The 14,047-nt window shown below is 65.8% G+C and carries 25 protein-coding genes and 2 pseudogenes; 24 read left to right on the top strand and 3 right to left on the bottom strand.

The window, feature by feature from the left end; translation table 11 throughout:
• Nucleotides 1-10 precede the first annotated feature (10 nt).
• The 13 genes from E6W36_RS21060 to E6W36_RS21055 all read left to right on the top strand — a co-directional run bounded on the left by E6W36_RS21060 (nucleotide 11) and on the right by E6W36_RS21055 (nucleotide 6,418).
• Nucleotides 11-622: a FliM/FliN family flagellar motor switch protein gene (locus E6W36_RS21060; protein ID WP_222873167.1), complete on the top strand. Its 612-nt coding sequence runs from the start codon at nucleotides 11-13 to the stop codon at nucleotides 620-622.
• A 16-nt stretch (nucleotides 623-638) separates the two neighbouring features.
• Nucleotides 639-1,058, top strand: coding sequence for a DUF6468 domain-containing protein (locus E6W36_RS15450; RefSeq protein ID WP_246048363.1), 420 nt, complete (start codon nucleotides 639-641; stop codon nucleotides 1,056-1,058).
• Between the two features lie 13 nt (nucleotides 1,059-1,071).
• A complete protein-coding gene (locus tag E6W36_RS15445) occupies nucleotides 1,072-1,773 on the top strand; it encodes a MotE family protein (protein ID WP_222873165.1) in 702 nt (233 codons plus the stop codon).
• Nucleotides 1,774-1,837: 64 nt separating this feature from the next.
• A complete protein-coding gene (locus E6W36_RS15440) occupies nucleotides 1,838-2,485 on the top strand; it encodes a protein phosphatase CheZ (protein ID WP_222873164.1) in 648 nt (215 codons plus the stop codon).
• Complete coding sequence (locus tag E6W36_RS15435) at nucleotides 2,430-2,960, top strand: hypothetical protein (protein WP_222873163.1); 531 nt, start codon at nucleotides 2,430-2,432, stop codon at nucleotides 2,958-2,960. The genes E6W36_RS15440 and E6W36_RS15435 overlap by 56 nt, the downstream gene beginning before the upstream one ends.
• 3 nt (nucleotides 2,961-2,963) lie before the next feature.
• The gene (locus E6W36_RS15430; RefSeq protein ID WP_222873162.1) at nucleotides 2,964-3,152 is read left to right on the top strand and encodes a flagellar motor protein MotB; all 189 of its coding nucleotides are present in this window, start codon (nucleotides 2,964-2,966) and stop codon (nucleotides 3,150-3,152) included.
• Nucleotides 3,149-3,427: a hypothetical protein gene (locus tag E6W36_RS15425; RefSeq protein WP_222873161.1), complete on the top strand. Its 279-nt coding sequence runs from the start codon at nucleotides 3,149-3,151 to the stop codon at nucleotides 3,425-3,427. Before E6W36_RS15430 ends, E6W36_RS15425 begins: the two co-directional genes overlap by 4 nt.
• Before the next feature lie 43 nt (nucleotides 3,428-3,470).
• A complete protein-coding gene (locus E6W36_RS15420) occupies nucleotides 3,471-3,746 on the top strand; it encodes a hypothetical protein (protein ID WP_222873160.1) in 276 nt (91 codons plus the stop codon).
• Complete coding sequence (locus E6W36_RS15415; RefSeq protein ID WP_222873159.1) at nucleotides 3,743-4,264, top strand: hypothetical protein; 522 nt, start codon at nucleotides 3,743-3,745, stop codon at nucleotides 4,262-4,264. Before E6W36_RS15420 ends, E6W36_RS15415 begins: the two co-directional genes overlap by 4 nt.
• A gap of 42 nt (nucleotides 4,265-4,306) precedes the next feature.
• Nucleotides 4,307-4,909, top strand: a complete 603-nt coding sequence (locus E6W36_RS15410; RefSeq protein WP_222873158.1) for a hypothetical protein — start codon at nucleotides 4,307-4,309, stop codon at nucleotides 4,907-4,909.
• 48 nt (nucleotides 4,910-4,957) lie between these two features.
• Nucleotides 4,958-5,221 (top strand): hypothetical protein, encoded by a 264-nt coding sequence (locus E6W36_RS15405; RefSeq protein ID WP_222873157.1) that lies wholly within the window; start codon nucleotides 4,958-4,960, stop codon nucleotides 5,219-5,221.
• A 245-nt stretch (nucleotides 5,222-5,466) separates the two neighbouring features.
• Nucleotides 5,467-6,225 carry a tetratricopeptide repeat protein gene (locus tag E6W36_RS15400; RefSeq protein WP_222873156.1) on the top strand — a complete coding sequence of 253 codons (759 nt, stop codon included), beginning with the start codon at nucleotides 5,467-5,469 and terminating at the stop codon, nucleotides 6,223-6,225.
• A 61-nt stretch (nucleotides 6,226-6,286) separates the two neighbouring features.
• On the top strand, nucleotides 6,287-6,418 hold the full coding sequence (locus tag E6W36_RS21055) for a hypothetical protein (protein ID WP_281277363.1): 132 nt from the start codon (nucleotides 6,287-6,289) through the stop codon (nucleotides 6,416-6,418).
• Between the two features lie 144 nt (nucleotides 6,419-6,562).
• On the opposite strand, the gene fliP is transcribed toward E6W36_RS21055, so the two are convergent.
• Both fliP and E6W36_RS19670 read right to left on the bottom strand, forming a co-directional pair.
• Nucleotides 6,563-7,249: a flagellar type III secretion system pore protein FliP gene (fliP, locus tag E6W36_RS15395; RefSeq protein WP_246047802.1), complete on the bottom strand. Its 687-nt coding sequence runs from the start codon at nucleotides 7,247-7,249 to the stop codon at nucleotides 6,563-6,565.
• A gap of 350 nt (nucleotides 7,250-7,599) precedes the next feature.
• The gene (locus E6W36_RS19670; RefSeq protein WP_246047801.1) at nucleotides 7,600-7,752 is read right to left on the bottom strand and encodes a hypothetical protein; all 153 of its coding nucleotides are present in this window, start codon (nucleotides 7,750-7,752) and stop codon (nucleotides 7,600-7,602) included.
• A 133-nt stretch (nucleotides 7,753-7,885) separates the two neighbouring features.
• On the opposite strand from E6W36_RS19670, the gene E6W36_RS15385 reads away from it, so the two are divergent.
• The 9 genes and pseudogenes from E6W36_RS15385 to E6W36_RS22415 form a co-directional block, all read left to right on the top strand.
• Complete coding sequence (locus E6W36_RS15385; protein ID WP_222873153.1) at nucleotides 7,886-8,122, top strand: hypothetical protein; 237 nt, start codon at nucleotides 7,886-7,888, stop codon at nucleotides 8,120-8,122.
• 20 nt (nucleotides 8,123-8,142) lie between these two features.
• Nucleotides 8,143-8,574: a flagellar basal body rod protein FlgB gene (gene flgB / locus E6W36_RS15380; protein WP_222873152.1), complete on the top strand. Its 432-nt coding sequence runs from the start codon at nucleotides 8,143-8,145 to the stop codon at nucleotides 8,572-8,574.
• Nucleotides 8,575-8,576: 2 nt separating this feature from the next.
• The gene (flgC, locus tag E6W36_RS15375) at nucleotides 8,577-8,990 is read left to right on the top strand and encodes a flagellar basal body rod protein FlgC (protein ID WP_222873151.1); all 414 of its coding nucleotides are present in this window, start codon (nucleotides 8,577-8,579) and stop codon (nucleotides 8,988-8,990) included.
• Nucleotides 8,991-9,003: 13 nt separating this feature from the next.
• Nucleotides 9,004-9,327, top strand: a complete 324-nt coding sequence (gene fliE / locus E6W36_RS15370) for a flagellar hook-basal body complex protein FliE (RefSeq protein WP_222873150.1) — start codon at nucleotides 9,004-9,006, stop codon at nucleotides 9,325-9,327.
• Between the two features lie 94 nt (nucleotides 9,328-9,421).
• Nucleotides 9,422-9,685 (top strand): flagellar biosynthesis protein FliQ, encoded by a 264-nt coding sequence (gene fliQ, locus E6W36_RS15365; RefSeq protein WP_222873149.1) that lies wholly within the window; start codon nucleotides 9,422-9,424, stop codon nucleotides 9,683-9,685.
• Between the two features lies 1 nt (nucleotide 9,686).
• Nucleotides 9,687-10,442 (top strand): flagellar biosynthetic protein FliR, encoded by a 756-nt coding sequence (gene fliR, locus E6W36_RS15360; RefSeq protein WP_222873148.1) that lies wholly within the window; start codon nucleotides 9,687-9,689, stop codon nucleotides 10,440-10,442.
• A gap of 3 nt (nucleotides 10,443-10,445) precedes the next feature.
• Nucleotides 10,446-11,527, top strand: a pseudogene (gene flhB / locus E6W36_RS15355) (flagellar biosynthesis protein FlhB).
• Between the two features lie 95 nt (nucleotides 11,528-11,622).
• A complete protein-coding gene (locus tag E6W36_RS15350; RefSeq protein WP_222873147.1) occupies nucleotides 11,623-12,621 on the top strand; it encodes a PAS domain-containing protein in 999 nt (332 codons plus the stop codon).
• A gap of 62 nt (nucleotides 12,622-12,683) precedes the next feature.
• Nucleotides 12,684-13,037 (top strand): annotated as a pseudogene (locus E6W36_RS22415) (hybrid sensor histidine kinase/response regulator); the annotation flags it as partial.
• Between the two features lie 48 nt (nucleotides 13,038-13,085).
• Here the strand turns inward: E6W36_RS22415 and E6W36_RS15345 are convergent.
• Nucleotides 13,086-13,232 carry a hypothetical protein gene (locus E6W36_RS15345; protein ID WP_222873146.1) on the bottom strand — a complete coding sequence of 49 codons (147 nt, stop codon included), beginning with the start codon at nucleotides 13,230-13,232 and terminating at the stop codon, nucleotides 13,086-13,088.
• Here E6W36_RS15345 and E6W36_RS15340 point away from each other — a divergent pair.
• The gene (locus E6W36_RS15340) at nucleotides 13,216-13,752 is read left to right on the top strand and encodes a sensor histidine kinase (protein ID WP_222873145.1); all 537 of its coding nucleotides are present in this window, start codon (nucleotides 13,216-13,218) and stop codon (nucleotides 13,750-13,752) included. The genes E6W36_RS15345 and E6W36_RS15340 overlap by 17 nt on opposite strands.
• Nucleotides 13,709-14,038, top strand: a complete 330-nt coding sequence (locus E6W36_RS15335; protein ID WP_222873144.1) for a response regulator — start codon at nucleotides 13,709-13,711, stop codon at nucleotides 14,036-14,038. Before E6W36_RS15340 ends, E6W36_RS15335 begins: the two co-directional genes overlap by 44 nt.
• The last annotated feature ends 9 nt before the right edge of the window (nucleotides 14,039-14,047 follow it).

The following is a 14,047-nucleotide window of genomic DNA, read 5'->3' as shown; positions in this document are numbered from 1 at the left end:
CGACTCCAGCTTGATCTATTCCATCGTGGACGTGCTGCTCGGCGGGCGGCGCGGCACCGCGGCGATGCGGATCGAGGGCCGGCCCTACACCACCATCGAGACCACGCTGGTTGAGCGGATGATCGAGGTGATCCTGAAGGATCTTGCCGCGGCGTTCGAACCCCTGTCGCCGGTGCTGTTCCAGTTCGACCGCATCGAGACCAACCCGCGTTTCGCCTCGATCGCGCGCCCGACCAACGCCGCCGTGCTGATCAAGCTGCGCGTCGACATGGAGGACCGCGGCGGTCGCCTGGAACTGCTGTTCCCCTATGCGACGCTGGAGCCGATCCGCGAGCTGCTGCTGCAACGCTTCATGGGCGAGAAGTTCGGCCGCGACAGCATCTGGGAGACCCACCTGGCCAACGAGCTCTGGCGCACCGAAATCCAGCTGAACGCCGTGCTCGACGAGCAGATGATGACACTGGGCGAGGTCCGGCGCTTTCAGGTCGGCCAGACTTTGGTGTTCAACGCGACGACGCGCAACCTCGTCGAACTGCGCTGCGCCGACATTCCGCTGATCAGCGGCCGGCTCAGCGCGCCGGCAACAATATCGCAATTTCGGTCGAGCATAGTTCGGCCATGACAAGGAGCACCCCGTGATGGTCTGGACCCTGCTTGCGGACGGTCTGGTCGCCGCGCTGTTGATCGCGGCGATCGTCGTCGGGATACGCCTTGATCGTCGCCTCGATGTGCTGCGCTCCGGCCGTGCCGAGATGGCGGCGCTCATCAAGGCGCTCAACGCCGCCTGCGAGCGCGCGGATCTGAGCGTCGCACAACTGCGGGCGGCGGTGAAGGAGGGTGAGGACACGCTGAACCAGCCCCTGGGCAGCGCCCGCGCCCTGCGCGACGAACTGAGCATCATGATTGAATCCGGGGATCGCCTGGCCTCGCGCCTCGAGCAGGCCGCCAGCAACACCCGTGTGCTGACGCCGCGCACCGGCGTGCGCACGGAAGCAGCGCGCGAAACAGTGACGACGGGCGAAGCGCCGCTGCTCAAGGCGCTGAAAGGGCTGCGCTGATGGCTGCTCCTCTATGCCGCAGGCCGCGCCGCGCCGCGTGGAAGTGCGCTCAGCGCCCAAGCCGAAGCGCAAGGCCTTCAGCCTGCGCCTGCTGCCGATCGGCCTGGTGGCGCTGGGCGTTGCCTTTGCTGGCCGCTCCTATGTGATGATGCAGGACGCCGGTGTGCTGATCGCGTCCGCGCGCGCTGCCGATGTGAAGACAGAAGCCAAGCCCGCCGAGACGAAGTCGCCGGCGAAACCGCCCGCGGCCGCTCCGGCGGCGCAGCCTGAAAGCCGCACGGAGGCGCAGATCCAGCAGGAAATCGCTGCCAAGGCCCAGAAGAAGCCGGTCGCCGCGGGCGAGGACCCGGTGCTGCGTCAGCGCCTGCTTGAGGCGACCGAGAAGCGGCTGGACAGCAAGCTGGGCGAGCTGAAGGGCCTGGAGGGTAACCTCAAGCGCCTGACCGGCGAGCGCCAGGAGCAGGCGGACAAGCAGTTCGCCTCGCTGGTCAAGGTCTACGAGACGATGAAGCCCAAGGACGCCGCGCGAATCTTCGAACGGCTCGACTTGAAGATCCAGCAGGCCGTGGCGAGCAAGATGAAGGAACAGAAGATGGCGGCCATCCTGGCGGCCATGGACCCGAAAAGGCGAAAACCCTCACAATGGAACTCGCCAACGCCAGCATCGCGGCTGAGTGAATGGCGCTTAACGACAATTTTACGACCGGCTGCTTAAGTTTCGCCGGGAATGCATTTTCCGGCCAGTTTTTCGCCGGATCGACCTTGTGGAGTGAATGAAAATGGCTGTCAAACAAGCGACCGACATCAGCACCCGATTGGCGAGCCTGCATGCCGACAACTCGCGCACTGTGCCGGTGCGCGATATCGCCGAAATCGTGTCGTCGATGGTCAGCTCCATGCAGGGCGAGCTTGAAATGGCGGCCCTCAAGATCGGTTCTGAGCTGAAGGAGCTGATCGATTTCATCCATGCCGCAAAGAGCGAAATCGCCTCGATCCGCCCCAACTCACTCTCGAAGCGTGACCTGCCGGGCGCGGCCGACGAACTTGACGCCATCGTGCAGCATACCGAGGCCGCCGCCGGCGAGATCATGGACTGCGCCGACGAAGTGACCAACATCGCAGGAACTGTGGACGGCGAACTGAGCGAGCGCCTGACCGAGATCGCCACCAAGATCTACGAAGCGTCCTCGTTCCAGGATATCACCGGGCAGCGCGTGACCAAGGTCGTGCGCGTCCTGAAGCACATCGAGGAGAAACTGGCCTCGCTTGCAACGGCTGTCGGCGACAACCATGTGTCCGAGAAGGAAGTCCAGCGCGATGAGGCCGGCAGCGTCGTCAATCACCGCGACCTGCTGAACGGCCCTGCGCTGGATGGCGAAGGCAACGCTCAGGACGACATCGACGCGCTGCTCGCCAGCTTCGACTGATGCCGGCGGCGACCCATGCGCGCGGCAGGCGGCCAGGATCGACCTTAGCGCTCATGGGCACGCTGTTCCTGGCGCTTGGCGCTTTGTCGCGGCGCTTGCCGCGGTCGCCAAACCGGAACCTGCGCCGCCGCCGCTCTCGCCTGAAGCGCAGGTTCTGCAACCGTTCGTGCGCGCAGGCCTCGGCTACCCCAGAGACGGCGACAGCGTGACTTTGCAGTCCCCGCTCTACGAGCCATCCAGCGCCGGCATAACCCAGGAAGGGGCCCGCGCCTTCGCCATGACAGCCGCCATCCTGCCGCAACTGAAGCCCGGCCAGACCTTGCAGTTGACGCTGCGCGCGGATGCGCCAGAGGACGTGCAGGCGCTCCGATTGCAGGTGCTCGTGGCAATGCTGGCCGATATGCCGCCGGTGTGGCGCACGGTGATCGATCCCGAAGCGAAGCTGCCGTCGCTCGCCATCGTGCGGGAGGAGTGAGCCATGGTTGTCGCGCTGCCGCAATCTTCGAGCTGGACTGTGACCTTCGCCGATCTGATGGCGAACTTTCTGTGCCTGATGCTGCTGAACCTTGCGTTGAGCCATACCGCGACCGAAAAGGTCGCGCCTGCGCTGCGCAATTTCGCACCGGCTTCCATGCGGCGCCGGCCGCCGCCCCAGCGCTGGCGGTGACGGTGACGAACGGCGGCGGTTACTGGCGCGTCTGGCTCGCGCGCCGGCTGGGCGATGTGCCCTCGCGTGACGCCTTGAGCCTTGCCGACGATGCGCCGCGGCTTTATCTCGATCAGGCTTCCGCTACCCAGCGGGCCGTTCAGCGGATCTCGCGCTGCTGCTGTCCGGCGCCGACCGTCCGATCGGCGTCATCGCGGCGCCGGACACGGTTGCGGCGGCAGCGCAGTTACACGACATGCTGTCTGCGCAGAACATCGGCCCGCCGGTGCGCCTGATCCTTGATGCGCAGGCGCGTGGGCTTGCCGTGGAGATCGAACCGTGAGTCCGCGCCTGCTTCAGCAGACCCTGTTCCTGCTCATGGTGCTGATCGCAATGATGATGTCTTCGCTTGCAGCGCAGGCCGCAGCGGTTGCGAAGGTGCGCGGCGGCGACCACCCGACCTTTCGCGGATCGTCTTCGAGCTCGACAAACCCGCCGATTACAGCGCTAGTGCGCAAGGCGGGCGCATCGTTCTGGTCATCAAGCGCGATGTCGCCATCAGCCAGGCGGCGCTTGCCGCGCTCGGCATCAAGCGGGCCCGCGACTTCAAGGTGAACAGCGAAGGCCAGTCCACACGCGTAAGCTGGAACGCGCCCGAAGGCGCGAGCGTCAAGCACTACAGCGACGGCGCGACTCTGGTGATCGATACAGTCGACGGGTCGAAACCGAAAGTGCAGGATATCGCGCCTGCCGCCGCACGGGATGATTACGTCGATGCCCAAGTCAACACGCTGAAAAAGCTCGCCAGCACCCCGCCGCCGCCCAAGCCCGCACCGCCGAAGACCGTCGATGTCAGCAAGCCGCTTGTGAGCAAGGCGCTCGACGCCGTTCAGACTGTGCGGGACCAGCGGGCCGCAATCACGGTCGAGGTCAGCACGCTGCCGGTGGGCGGCGGGGTTCAGTTGACCTACCGCTTTCCAGAGCGCGTTGCGGCTGCCGCCATCCAGCGCGGCAGCACCTTGATGGTCGCGTTTGCTGGCAACCGCCTGCTGAGCCATCCCCGCTTGAAAAGGCAACCGGCGATCGGTTGCGCAGCGTCGACCAGCGGGCGATCGCCGGCCACGATCTGTTGACGTTCGAATTGCGGCCGGGCCAGTTTGTCGGGTTTCGCCGGGATGAGAACGCCTGGCTGCTGTCCGTCAAGGATACCGAGGTTTTGCCCGGAAAGCCTGACCCTCGAGCGGCAGGCGGACGATGTCGGCGGCACACGGATTTTCGCCAAGCTACCCGAGCCAAGCGAAGGCTTTGTGCTCGACGAGCCGGCCACGCGTCAGCGGCTCCTGGTCGTGCCGACCACAGCCGCCAGCCGGGGCATGCTCTCCGCCGTGCGCAAGCCGGGCGGCGTCTTCCTGCCGACCCTGCAGGGTCTGGCGTACGAATTCATCGGCGACAGACCGCAGACCCTGCGCTACCCGAACGGGATCGCGTTTCTGGGCATCGAGCGTAAAACCCCGGCTGACGAGGCCCGCGGTGCCCGCAAGACGCTCGACGGCAGCCTGCACAAGGATCGCCTGGTCGATCTGGCGGCCTGGGCGAAGCTCGGCGACGAGACCATGCACGCGCGCAAGGTCGCGCTGCTCTATGCCCTCAGCATGGCGGGGAAGCCGAGCGGCAGGCCCGGCGCTGGGATCTGGCGCGCTTCTACCTCGGCCAGCGTTTACCGCAGGATGCGATCGGGGTGCTGGACGCGATGGTGCGCACCGACTCTGACCTGCTGAACGCGCCGACCTTCCGGGCGACCCGCGGCGTGGCGCGCCTGATGGCGAATGACATTCCCGGTGCGCTCGACGACCTGGATCGACCGCTGCTGGACGAAGAACCGGATCTCTGGCTCTGGCGCGCGCGCGCTGGAAGCTGCCGGGCGTTCAGCCGACGCCCTGAAGGCCTACACGGCGGGTGCCGACGTGCTGGCCGCCTTCCCGCCCAGGGATCAGGCCGAATTCCAGTTGGCGGCGATCCGCGCTGACCTCAGGCAGGGAACGGATGCCCAGGCCCGTAAGATCATTGACGATTTGCCCGCAAAGGGCTGAGCGCGGATCAGCGCACGCAGATCGCCTACTGGCATGGCAAGCTGGCCGAGCGATCCGGCGATGCCGCGAGCGCTGCGGCGTCTTACGCCAAGGCCGTTACTCTGGGCGGGCGCGAATACGGCGCCCATGCCGCCTATGCGCAGATCGCCGACGACCTGAATCGCAAGGCGATCACCGCCAAGCAGGCGATCGACCGGCTGGAGCGGCTGCGTTTTACCTGGCGCGGCGACGACCTGGAGCTGAGCATGCTGGATATGCTGTCACGGCTTTACGAAGCCGACGGCGATTACCGGCAGGCGCTCAACCTCATGAAGCAGGCGGTGAGCTATTTCCCGCCCAGCGACGAAACCCAGACCATCGGCACACGGCTGGACAGCCTGTTCCGGCGCCTGTTCCTTGATGGCGAAGCGGACAAGTTGCCGCCGGCGCGCGCCGTGGCGCTGTTCTACGACTACCGCGACCTGACGCCGCTCGGGCCGGACGGCGATTCGATGATTCGCCGCCTGGTCGAACGGCTGGTCAGCGTCAACCTGCTCGAGCGGGCGGCCGGACTGCTCGACCACCAGGTGCGCTTCCGCCTGGATGGCGTCCCGCAGGCGGTGGTCGCCGGGCGGCTGGCGATGATCCACATCCTCAACAATACGCCCGACAAGGCGCTGGCCGTCATTCGTGCCACCCGGCAGGATAATCTGCCGGCGGACGTGCGTCAGGAACGCAACCGCATCGAAGCCCAGGCGCTGATCAACCTGGCGCGGGCGGACGAGGCCGAGGTCGTACTGGATAGCGACACCAGCCGCGCCGCCGACCTGCTGCGTGCGGATATCTTCTGGCAATCGAAACGCTGGGATGATCTGATCCCGGTGCTGAGCCGCCTGGTCGAGACGCCGGACGCTCCTTCAACGGCGACGCCAAGCGGCTGGTGCTGCGGGCCGCCGTCGCGCAGACCATGCGCGGCGACGAAGCGGCGCTGGTTGCGCTGCGCAGCAGGTTCCGCAGCCGCATGACCGGGGACGCGCTGGGGCAGCCTTCGATATCATCACAGCACCGACGCCGGACCCCAATGCCGTGAACAGCCTCAGCGAAACCCTGAAGGCCGTCGACTCGATCGATGCGACCATCGCCGGCTACCGCGCCGCCTTCCGGCAGTCGCCGCCCCAGCGTTCTGTTCAGTCCGCGCCGGGCGGCAAGGCTGCCTAGCAGGCTGCGGCCGGAATCCATGGGCGCATATATACACAACGAATATAAGACGTTAGCCATGGACCCTGGCCGGAGTTCATCCCCGTAAGGGGCCGGGGTGAAGGGGCTTATGAAGAGCGCTGAAGCCACCTTTTCAGCAGCCTGCTAGCCCGTAAAGCTGCGCACCAGCGAGCCGGCGACCAATGCCCAGCCGTCGACCAGCACGAAGAAGATGAGCTTGAACGGCAGCGAGATGGTCACTGGCGGCAGCATCATCATCCCCATCGACATGAGGATCGCCGACACCACCAGATCGATGATCACAAACGGCAGGAACAGCAGGAACCCGATCTCGAACGCCCGGCGCAGCTCCGAGATCATGAACGCCGGCACCAGCACGCTCATGGGCGTCTGCGCCGGACTTGCGATCGTGCGCTTCGAGATGTCAACGAACAGTTGCAGGTCGCTCGTCCGCGTGTTCTTCAGCATGAAGGTGCGGAACGGTGCCGCCGTGCGCTCGTAGGCGACCTCCTGGGTGATCTGCTCCTCGGTGAAGGGTTTGATGCCGTTTTCCCAGGCGGTCTGGAAGGTCGGTGCCATGATGAAGAAAGACAGGAACATCGCCAGCGAGATCAGGACGCCGTTCGGCGGTGCCTGCTGGGTGCCGAGCGCGTTGCGCAGCAGCGACAGCACCACGGCGATGCGCGTGAACGAGGTCACGGCGAGCAGGATGCCCGGCGCGACGCTCAGCACCGTGATGAGCAGCACCAGCTGCACGACGCGGTTGCTCAGGGTGCCGCCCTGGCCAAGGTCCAGCGAGACGCTCTGCGCCAAGGCCGGCACGGCGAGCATGGCTGTGCCAAGAAGGGTGGCGATGAAAACGCTAGAGCAACGGACTTTAAATCTGCGACAGCCCGATGGCATGCACAGTGCAGATTTAAAGTCCAAAGTTGCTCTATATATCTTTGAATCTAAAGCATCTTTTCTCCTTAAATGCGACACTGCTCCGGGTGCCAGCCCTGGGTCGCATTTAAGGCGAGATGCTTTAGTGCGTGAGAGTCGGGGACGTATCATGCGGTAACTCGGTCTTGGCAGCGACGGTCTCGACAGCAGTCGCGACCCCGGGGCCTATCAGCAGCAGGTGTTCTGCCGCGTCTCGGCGAATAAGCACCAGCTTGTGGCGCGGATCGAGAAAGCGGGTCTCAAGGACCGTAAGGCGCGGCGCAACGCCGGGCTGGCCGCCGGCAAGGCCAGTTAGCTTGCCCCCAGCGTCGCAGCGCATAGGCCATGCCAACCATCAGGCCGAGGACCAGCAGCAGCGCACCGACAAAACGGAAATAATCGAGTGCGGTCATGGCTGGTGGGTCGCAGCGTAAACGTGGGCGAGCACGGCGGCGACAGCGTCAAGCGCGGGAGCGGGAATGGGGATTCGAGGTCAAACGTCTCGAGGATTTCCGTGAGCGCTGCGTCCTGGCGGACCTTGACCCCATGTTCAAACGCCAGCGCCAGGATCTGCTCGGCGAGCGCGCCGCGCCCTTTGGCGACGAGCTGCGGGCCGTCCGGGCCGTCGGCGAGCGCGACGGCGCGCGTCTGAGGGGTGGGGTGTCATCCATGGCGGCGTTCTGCGTCGGTTTCATCCTGCTGTCATCAGCTATCGCGCATCCATGGTTAATAATTGTTAAAGCAGCAGTTTTACCTTCCGTTAACGAGACGCTGGCATTTTGATCAGGAAACGAAGGACCGCCATGGACCCGACCGACCTCCCGCTTTTCTCCGCGATGGCGTACAAGCTGCGCTATCTCAACGCGCGTCAGGCGGTGACCTCGACCAACCTCGCGAACGCCGATACGCCGGACTACAAGGCGCGCAAGCTCGCGGACGTCGATTTCAAGGATGTGCTGAACCAGCTTAACCGTCAGCCGGGCACGCCGAGCGTAACCAGGCCGCGGATCGCCGAACCCGCCGGGCTGCTGGCACTGCGCGGCGAAGTCGGCGCGAATTTCGGCAGTGAACTCGACGAGAGCGCAACCGAGACCAAGCCGAACGGCAACAACGTCGCCCTGGAAGATCAGCTGATCGATATTGCCGACGTGCAGATGCAATATTCGCTGATGACCAACCTGATGCGCAAGAACGCCGGGCTGCTGCGCCTGGCGCTTGGCCGGAACGGAGGCTGACCATGGCCGGTGATCTCGACAAGGCGCTTGTCGTCTCCGCCAGCGGCCTGCGTGCGCAGTCGCTGCGCATGCGCGTCATCGCGGAGAACATCGCCAACCAGGACTCGGTGGCTGCGACGCCGGGTGGCCAGCCCTATCGCCGCAAGATCGTGCAGTTCAAGTCCGTGCTCGACCGCGAGACCGGCGCCAAGGAAGTGGCGGTGCGTCGCGTGACTGTCGACCCCGGTGCCTTCGGCCGGAAATATGCGCCGGGTCACCCGGCGGCGGATGCGCAAGGCTATGTGCTCACCCCGAACGTCAACGGCCTCATCGAGTCGTCCGACCTGCGGGAGGCGCAGCGCACCTATGAAGCCAACCTGTCGTCGATCGAGTCCGCCAAGCAGCTGGCGACCCGCACCATCGATCTGCTGCGCTGAGGGGAGGCGCTGAATGTTCACCAAGGCATTGGATGCAGCGGCGGCCTACGGGCAATCGGTTGCGCGCTCTGCGGTCGGCGGCGGCTTCGGCGAGTCGTCGACTACCGAGGCGTCGGGCAGCGGCGGCTTCGGCGACTTTCTGTCCCAGGCGCTGAAGGATGTCGACCAGACCGCGCGCAAGGCCGAGAGCCAGTCGGCGCTGGCGGTGGCCGGCAAGGCCGATCTGGTCGACGTCGTGACGGCGGTCAACAGCGCGGAACTCGCGCTCGATACCCTGGTCAGCGTGCGCGACAAGGTGATCTCGGCCTATCAGGACATCATGCGCATGCCGATCTGAGGCCGTCGCCTCAATCCGCCCCCACGTTCGATAAACTGTCGTTTCAGGCTTGCCTGAAAACCATTGATTAACCATGAGGCGTCATGGTTTCAGCATGACCGGCCCTGAAGTTCTCGACGTTGCGCGCGATGCGCTCACCACGCTGCTGTTGATCTCGGCGCCGGTTCTGGTGGTGACACTGCTGGTGGGTCTTGGCATCTCGCTGTTCCAGGCACTGACGCAGATCCAGGAAATGACCCTGACCTTCGTGCCGAAACTCATTGCGGTGGTGGTCGTGCTGCTGCTGGGGCTGCCGTTCATGGGCCAGGCGCTCGGCGGTTTCATGAGCCGGCTCGCCGACCGCATCATTTCCGGCTGATATGCCCGAGGCGCTGACGCCGCAGGTGATCGCCTATCTGCTCGTGTTCGCACGGGTCGGCAGCATGCTGATGGTGATGCCGGTGCTGGGCGACGAGCAGGTGCCGGCGCGCGTGCGCCTGATCATGGCGCTGGCGATCTGCTTCGTTATTCTGCCGGTGATCATGCTCAACCTGCCGCCGACGCCCGCGACGGCGACAGCCTTGCTGGGGCAGTTGGTCAGCGAAATACTGCTTGGCATTGCGCTCGGCGGCGGCGCGCGCATCATGTTCAATGCCCTGTCGGTCGCCGGCAGCGTCATCGCGCTGCAAAGCGGCCTGGCCTCGGCGTCGATTCTCGATCCGAGTCTTGGCGGTCAGACCGTGGTGGTGGCGCGCTTCATGGGGATGATCGGCATGATCATGATCCTGGCGACCAACACCCATCATCTGCTTCTTGCAGCGCTTGTGCGCTCCTACAGCCTGTTTGCGCCGGCGCCGCTGCCGGCCGGGGACTTCGCCATGATGGCGATCAGGCTGGTCAGCCAGTGCTTCGCGCTGGGTATCCAGATCTCAGCGCCGTTCCTGCTCTATGGCCTGCTGTTCAACGTCGGGCTGGGCCTGATGGCGCGGCTGGCACCGACCATGCAGGTGTTCTTCATCGCCCAGCCGCTCAGCATCCTGCTGTCGTTCATGCTGCTGCTGGTGTTGATCGGCACCATGATGACCGTGTTCATCGACCGTTACGCCGATGCGCTGCGGCCGATCCTGGGAGGCTGAGCCATGGCCGGCGACCAGGACGACAGCCAGAAAACCGAGGAACCGACCGAACACCGACTTGAGGAAGCGCGCAAGAAAGGCGACGTCCCGCGATCGCAGGAAGTGCGCCACGCCGTGATGCTCGGTTCCGCCGCCCTTGGCCTGACCATCGCCGCCGGCTGGTCAGCCAGCATGATCACGCCGCTGTTGATGAAACTGCTGGCGACGCCGGAGGCCATTCCGCTGAATGATCGCACCAGCCAGCAACTGGCGGCCGAGATTCTGGGCCAGACCATGATGGCGCTCAGCCCTGTCCTGTTTCTGTTCATGGTGGCGGCGCTCGTCGGCGGCCTGGCGCAGGGGCGGCCGACGCTGTCCTGGAGCAAGGTCGCGCCCAAGTTCGATAAGCTCAACCCGCTCAAGGGCTTCGGCCGTCTGTTCGGTATGAGTGGCTTCGTCGAGTTCCTGAAGTCGCTCGCCAAGCTGACAGTGGTCACCGTCGTCGTCGTGGCGGTGGTGTTTCCCTATCGCGTGCGGCTTGAGACGTCCCTGATGGGCAGTATGACCGACCTGCTGAAACTCTCGGTCAGCCTCATGGTGCGCATGCTGCTGGCGGTGGCGGTCCTGGTCGGCGTGATCGCGCTGGCCGATTACTTCTACCAGCGTCTCGCCTTCCTGAAGCGTATGCGCATGACGCTGCAGGAGGTGAAGGACGAGTTCAAGCAGAACGAAGGCGACCCGCATGTGAAAGCCCGGCGACGCCAGCTCCAGATGGAGCGGGCGCGCAAGCGGATGATGGCGGCGGTGCCGAAAGCCAGCGTCGTCATCACCAACCCGACCCACTATGCAGTGGCGTTGCAGTACGAGCAGGGGCGCTCGGCGCGCCGAAGGTCGTCGCCAAGGGGATGGACGCCATCGCGCTCAAGATCCGTGAGGTCGCGACCCAGCACGGCATTCCGATCGTCGAAAACCCACCGCTGGCGCGCAGCCTGCACGCCGCGATCGACCTCGATGCGGAAATCCAGCCAGAGCATTACCAGGCGGTGGCCGAGGTGATCAGCTACATCATGCGTCAGGGCAAGATGCCGCCGCTCAGGGCGTCTTGACGGCATCCGACTGCTTGAGGCACCCAACGGCGATGCGCACGACCCAAACACGGCCAACCCACAGTTTTCCGCTGAGCCCGGAGAGCGATGCGCTGATGACCGATCTGCCGATCGGGTTCAACTGGCCGAACCCCTCGCGGACCCGCCTGCAGCCGGCGGTGCTGGTCGTGGTGCTGCTTGGGATGGTGTCCGCCGGCCTGATCGGCTGGGGCATGGGCATGTGGTCGGTCGCAATCATTTACGGCGGACTCCTGTTCGGGTTTCTGGCGGTCTCCTATGCTTGGTCGATGGGCCGGCAGAAGCGCGGCGGCGACAACATCAGCCGCGCCCTGGTGCGCGCCACCATCAACGCCAGCACCGAGGCGCTGGCCGTCACCGACCAGCAGGGGCAACTGGTCTGCGCCAACGCCAGCTACGGCCGGCTGTGCGGCGGCTACCCATCGCCGTTCGACCTCGGGCTCGAGCCCGCGCGCCTGCATGAGCTGGCGGATGCCGCACGGCGGGGGCAGCCGGGCCGGGCGATCGTCGAGCAGCCGGCCGACCCCGGCGAGACGGGTGCGCTGCTGCGGATCGACTGCGCAGCGGCCGATGACCCGGACGACCATCTGGTGTGGATGGTCCGCCCCTCGGTCGCGGATCGGCAGGTGGCCCAGGCGCGCCAGCTGACGCTTGGCGCCATGGGCGGCATTCTTGCCGACGCCGGGGTCGCAAGCCTGCTGACCGACGCCAGCGGCACCGTGCTTGACGCCAACAACCATGCGTTCGCGCTGCTCGGCGCGCCGCGCGAGGCGGTGCTGGGAGAGAGTCTGGCCCAGTTCCTGGTGGCGGATGCCGCGCACCAGCCGATGCTGACGCCGCGCGAGCGCGAACCCGTGCCAGTGCGCCTGATCGAGATGCCGCTGCGCACGGCCTCTGGCGCCGACCCGCATGCCTATCTCTTGCTGGTGCTGCCGGGCCTGGCTGCGCCGCCGCCTGTCGAAGGCGCGCCGAGCATCGACGTGGTGATGCACCTGATCGACAATCTGCCGCTGGGGCTGGCGACTGTCGACCGCGAGGACGCCTGCACCACTGCAACCCGGCGTTCTGGACCGTGATCGGCGATCGCAGCCGGGTGCTGCTCTACCCCAGCGATTTCGTGATCGACGACGACAAGGGCATGCTGGCGGACAACGTGCGCAAGATCGTCAGCCAGCCCGAGGCGTTCCGCCGCCAGGTGGAGGCGACGGTGCGCATCCAGGGCCGCGCGGAGGACCCGGTGCGCCTCAGCCTGTTCCCTGTGCACGGTCTGCACCCCGCACAGGCCGTACTGGCGCTCTGGGATGATCCGGAGCAGCGCAAGCTCGAGCGCCAGATCGCCCAGGCCAGCAAGATGCAGGCGGTCGGCCAGCTCGCCGGCGGGGTCGCACATGATTTCAACAATATCCTGACCGCGATCATCGGCTATTCGGACCTGATGCTGATGCGCCATGCGCCGGGCGATACCGACTTCGCCGACGTCACCCAGATCAAGCAGAACGCCAACCGTGCCGCCGGCCTGGTGCGCCAGCTGCTGGCCTTCTCACGCCAGCAGACCCTGCGCCCCGAGCGGCTCGACATCGCGGACGTGCTGTCCGAGCTGTCCCATCTGCTGCACCGGCTGCTCGGCGAGAAAATCCAGTTCCGCATGGTCCAGGGCAGGGGTTGGCGCCGTGCGGGCGGACCGCACGCAATTGGAGCAGGTGCTGGTCAACCTGGCGGTCAACGCCCGCGACGCCATGGCACCGGATGGCGGCACGCTCACCATCACCACCGGGCTGGTACGCGCCGCCGATGTGCGCACGCTTGGCCGGGACATCATGCCGCCCGCCGACTATGTCAGCATCGCGGTCAGCGACACCGGCTGCGGCATCCCGCCGGAAAATCTCGGCAAGATCTTCGATCCCTTCTTCACCACCAAGGAGGTGGGCAAGGGCACCGGGCTCGGCCTCTCCACCGTCTACGGGATCATCAAGCAGACCGGCGGCTTCATCTTCGCCGACTCGGTCATCGGCCAGGGCACGACCTTCACGGTCTATCTTCCCGTGCACAGCGGCGAGGACGCTCTGGTCAAGGCGCCGGTAGTCGAGACATCGGCGCCCTGCCGCAGCCGCCGGAGGATCTGTGGGGGCGGGGCGGCTGCTGCTGGTCGAGGACGAGGACAATGTGCGCGCCATCCTGCGCCGCGCGCTCGAGCGCAAGGGCTATGACGTCGAATGCGCCAGCAACGGCGAGGAGGCGATGGCGCTGATCCAGGCCGCCGATCCGCCGATCCAGCTTCTGATCTCCGACGTGGTGATGCCGACGATGGACGGCCCGACGCTGGTTGGCAAGGCGCGGGAACTGATCCCCGACCTGCGCGTGATCCTGATCTCCGGCTATGCGGAGGAACAACTGCGCCAATTGATGGACAGCACCAATTTCATCTTCCTGCCCAAGCCGTTCTCGGTGCAGCAGCTGGCGGAAGTGGTGGGCCGGGCGCTGCAATCGGCCTGAAAACCCGAT

It is taken from the genome of Hankyongella ginsenosidimutans (genome assembly GCF_005144965.1).
Taxonomy (GTDB): domain Bacteria; phylum Pseudomonadota; class Alphaproteobacteria; order Sphingomonadales; family Sphingomonadaceae; genus Hankyongella; species Hankyongella ginsenosidimutans.
The sequence above is the reverse complement of the archived record's forward strand: the minus strand, read 5'-3'. Positions and strand labels throughout refer to the sequence as shown.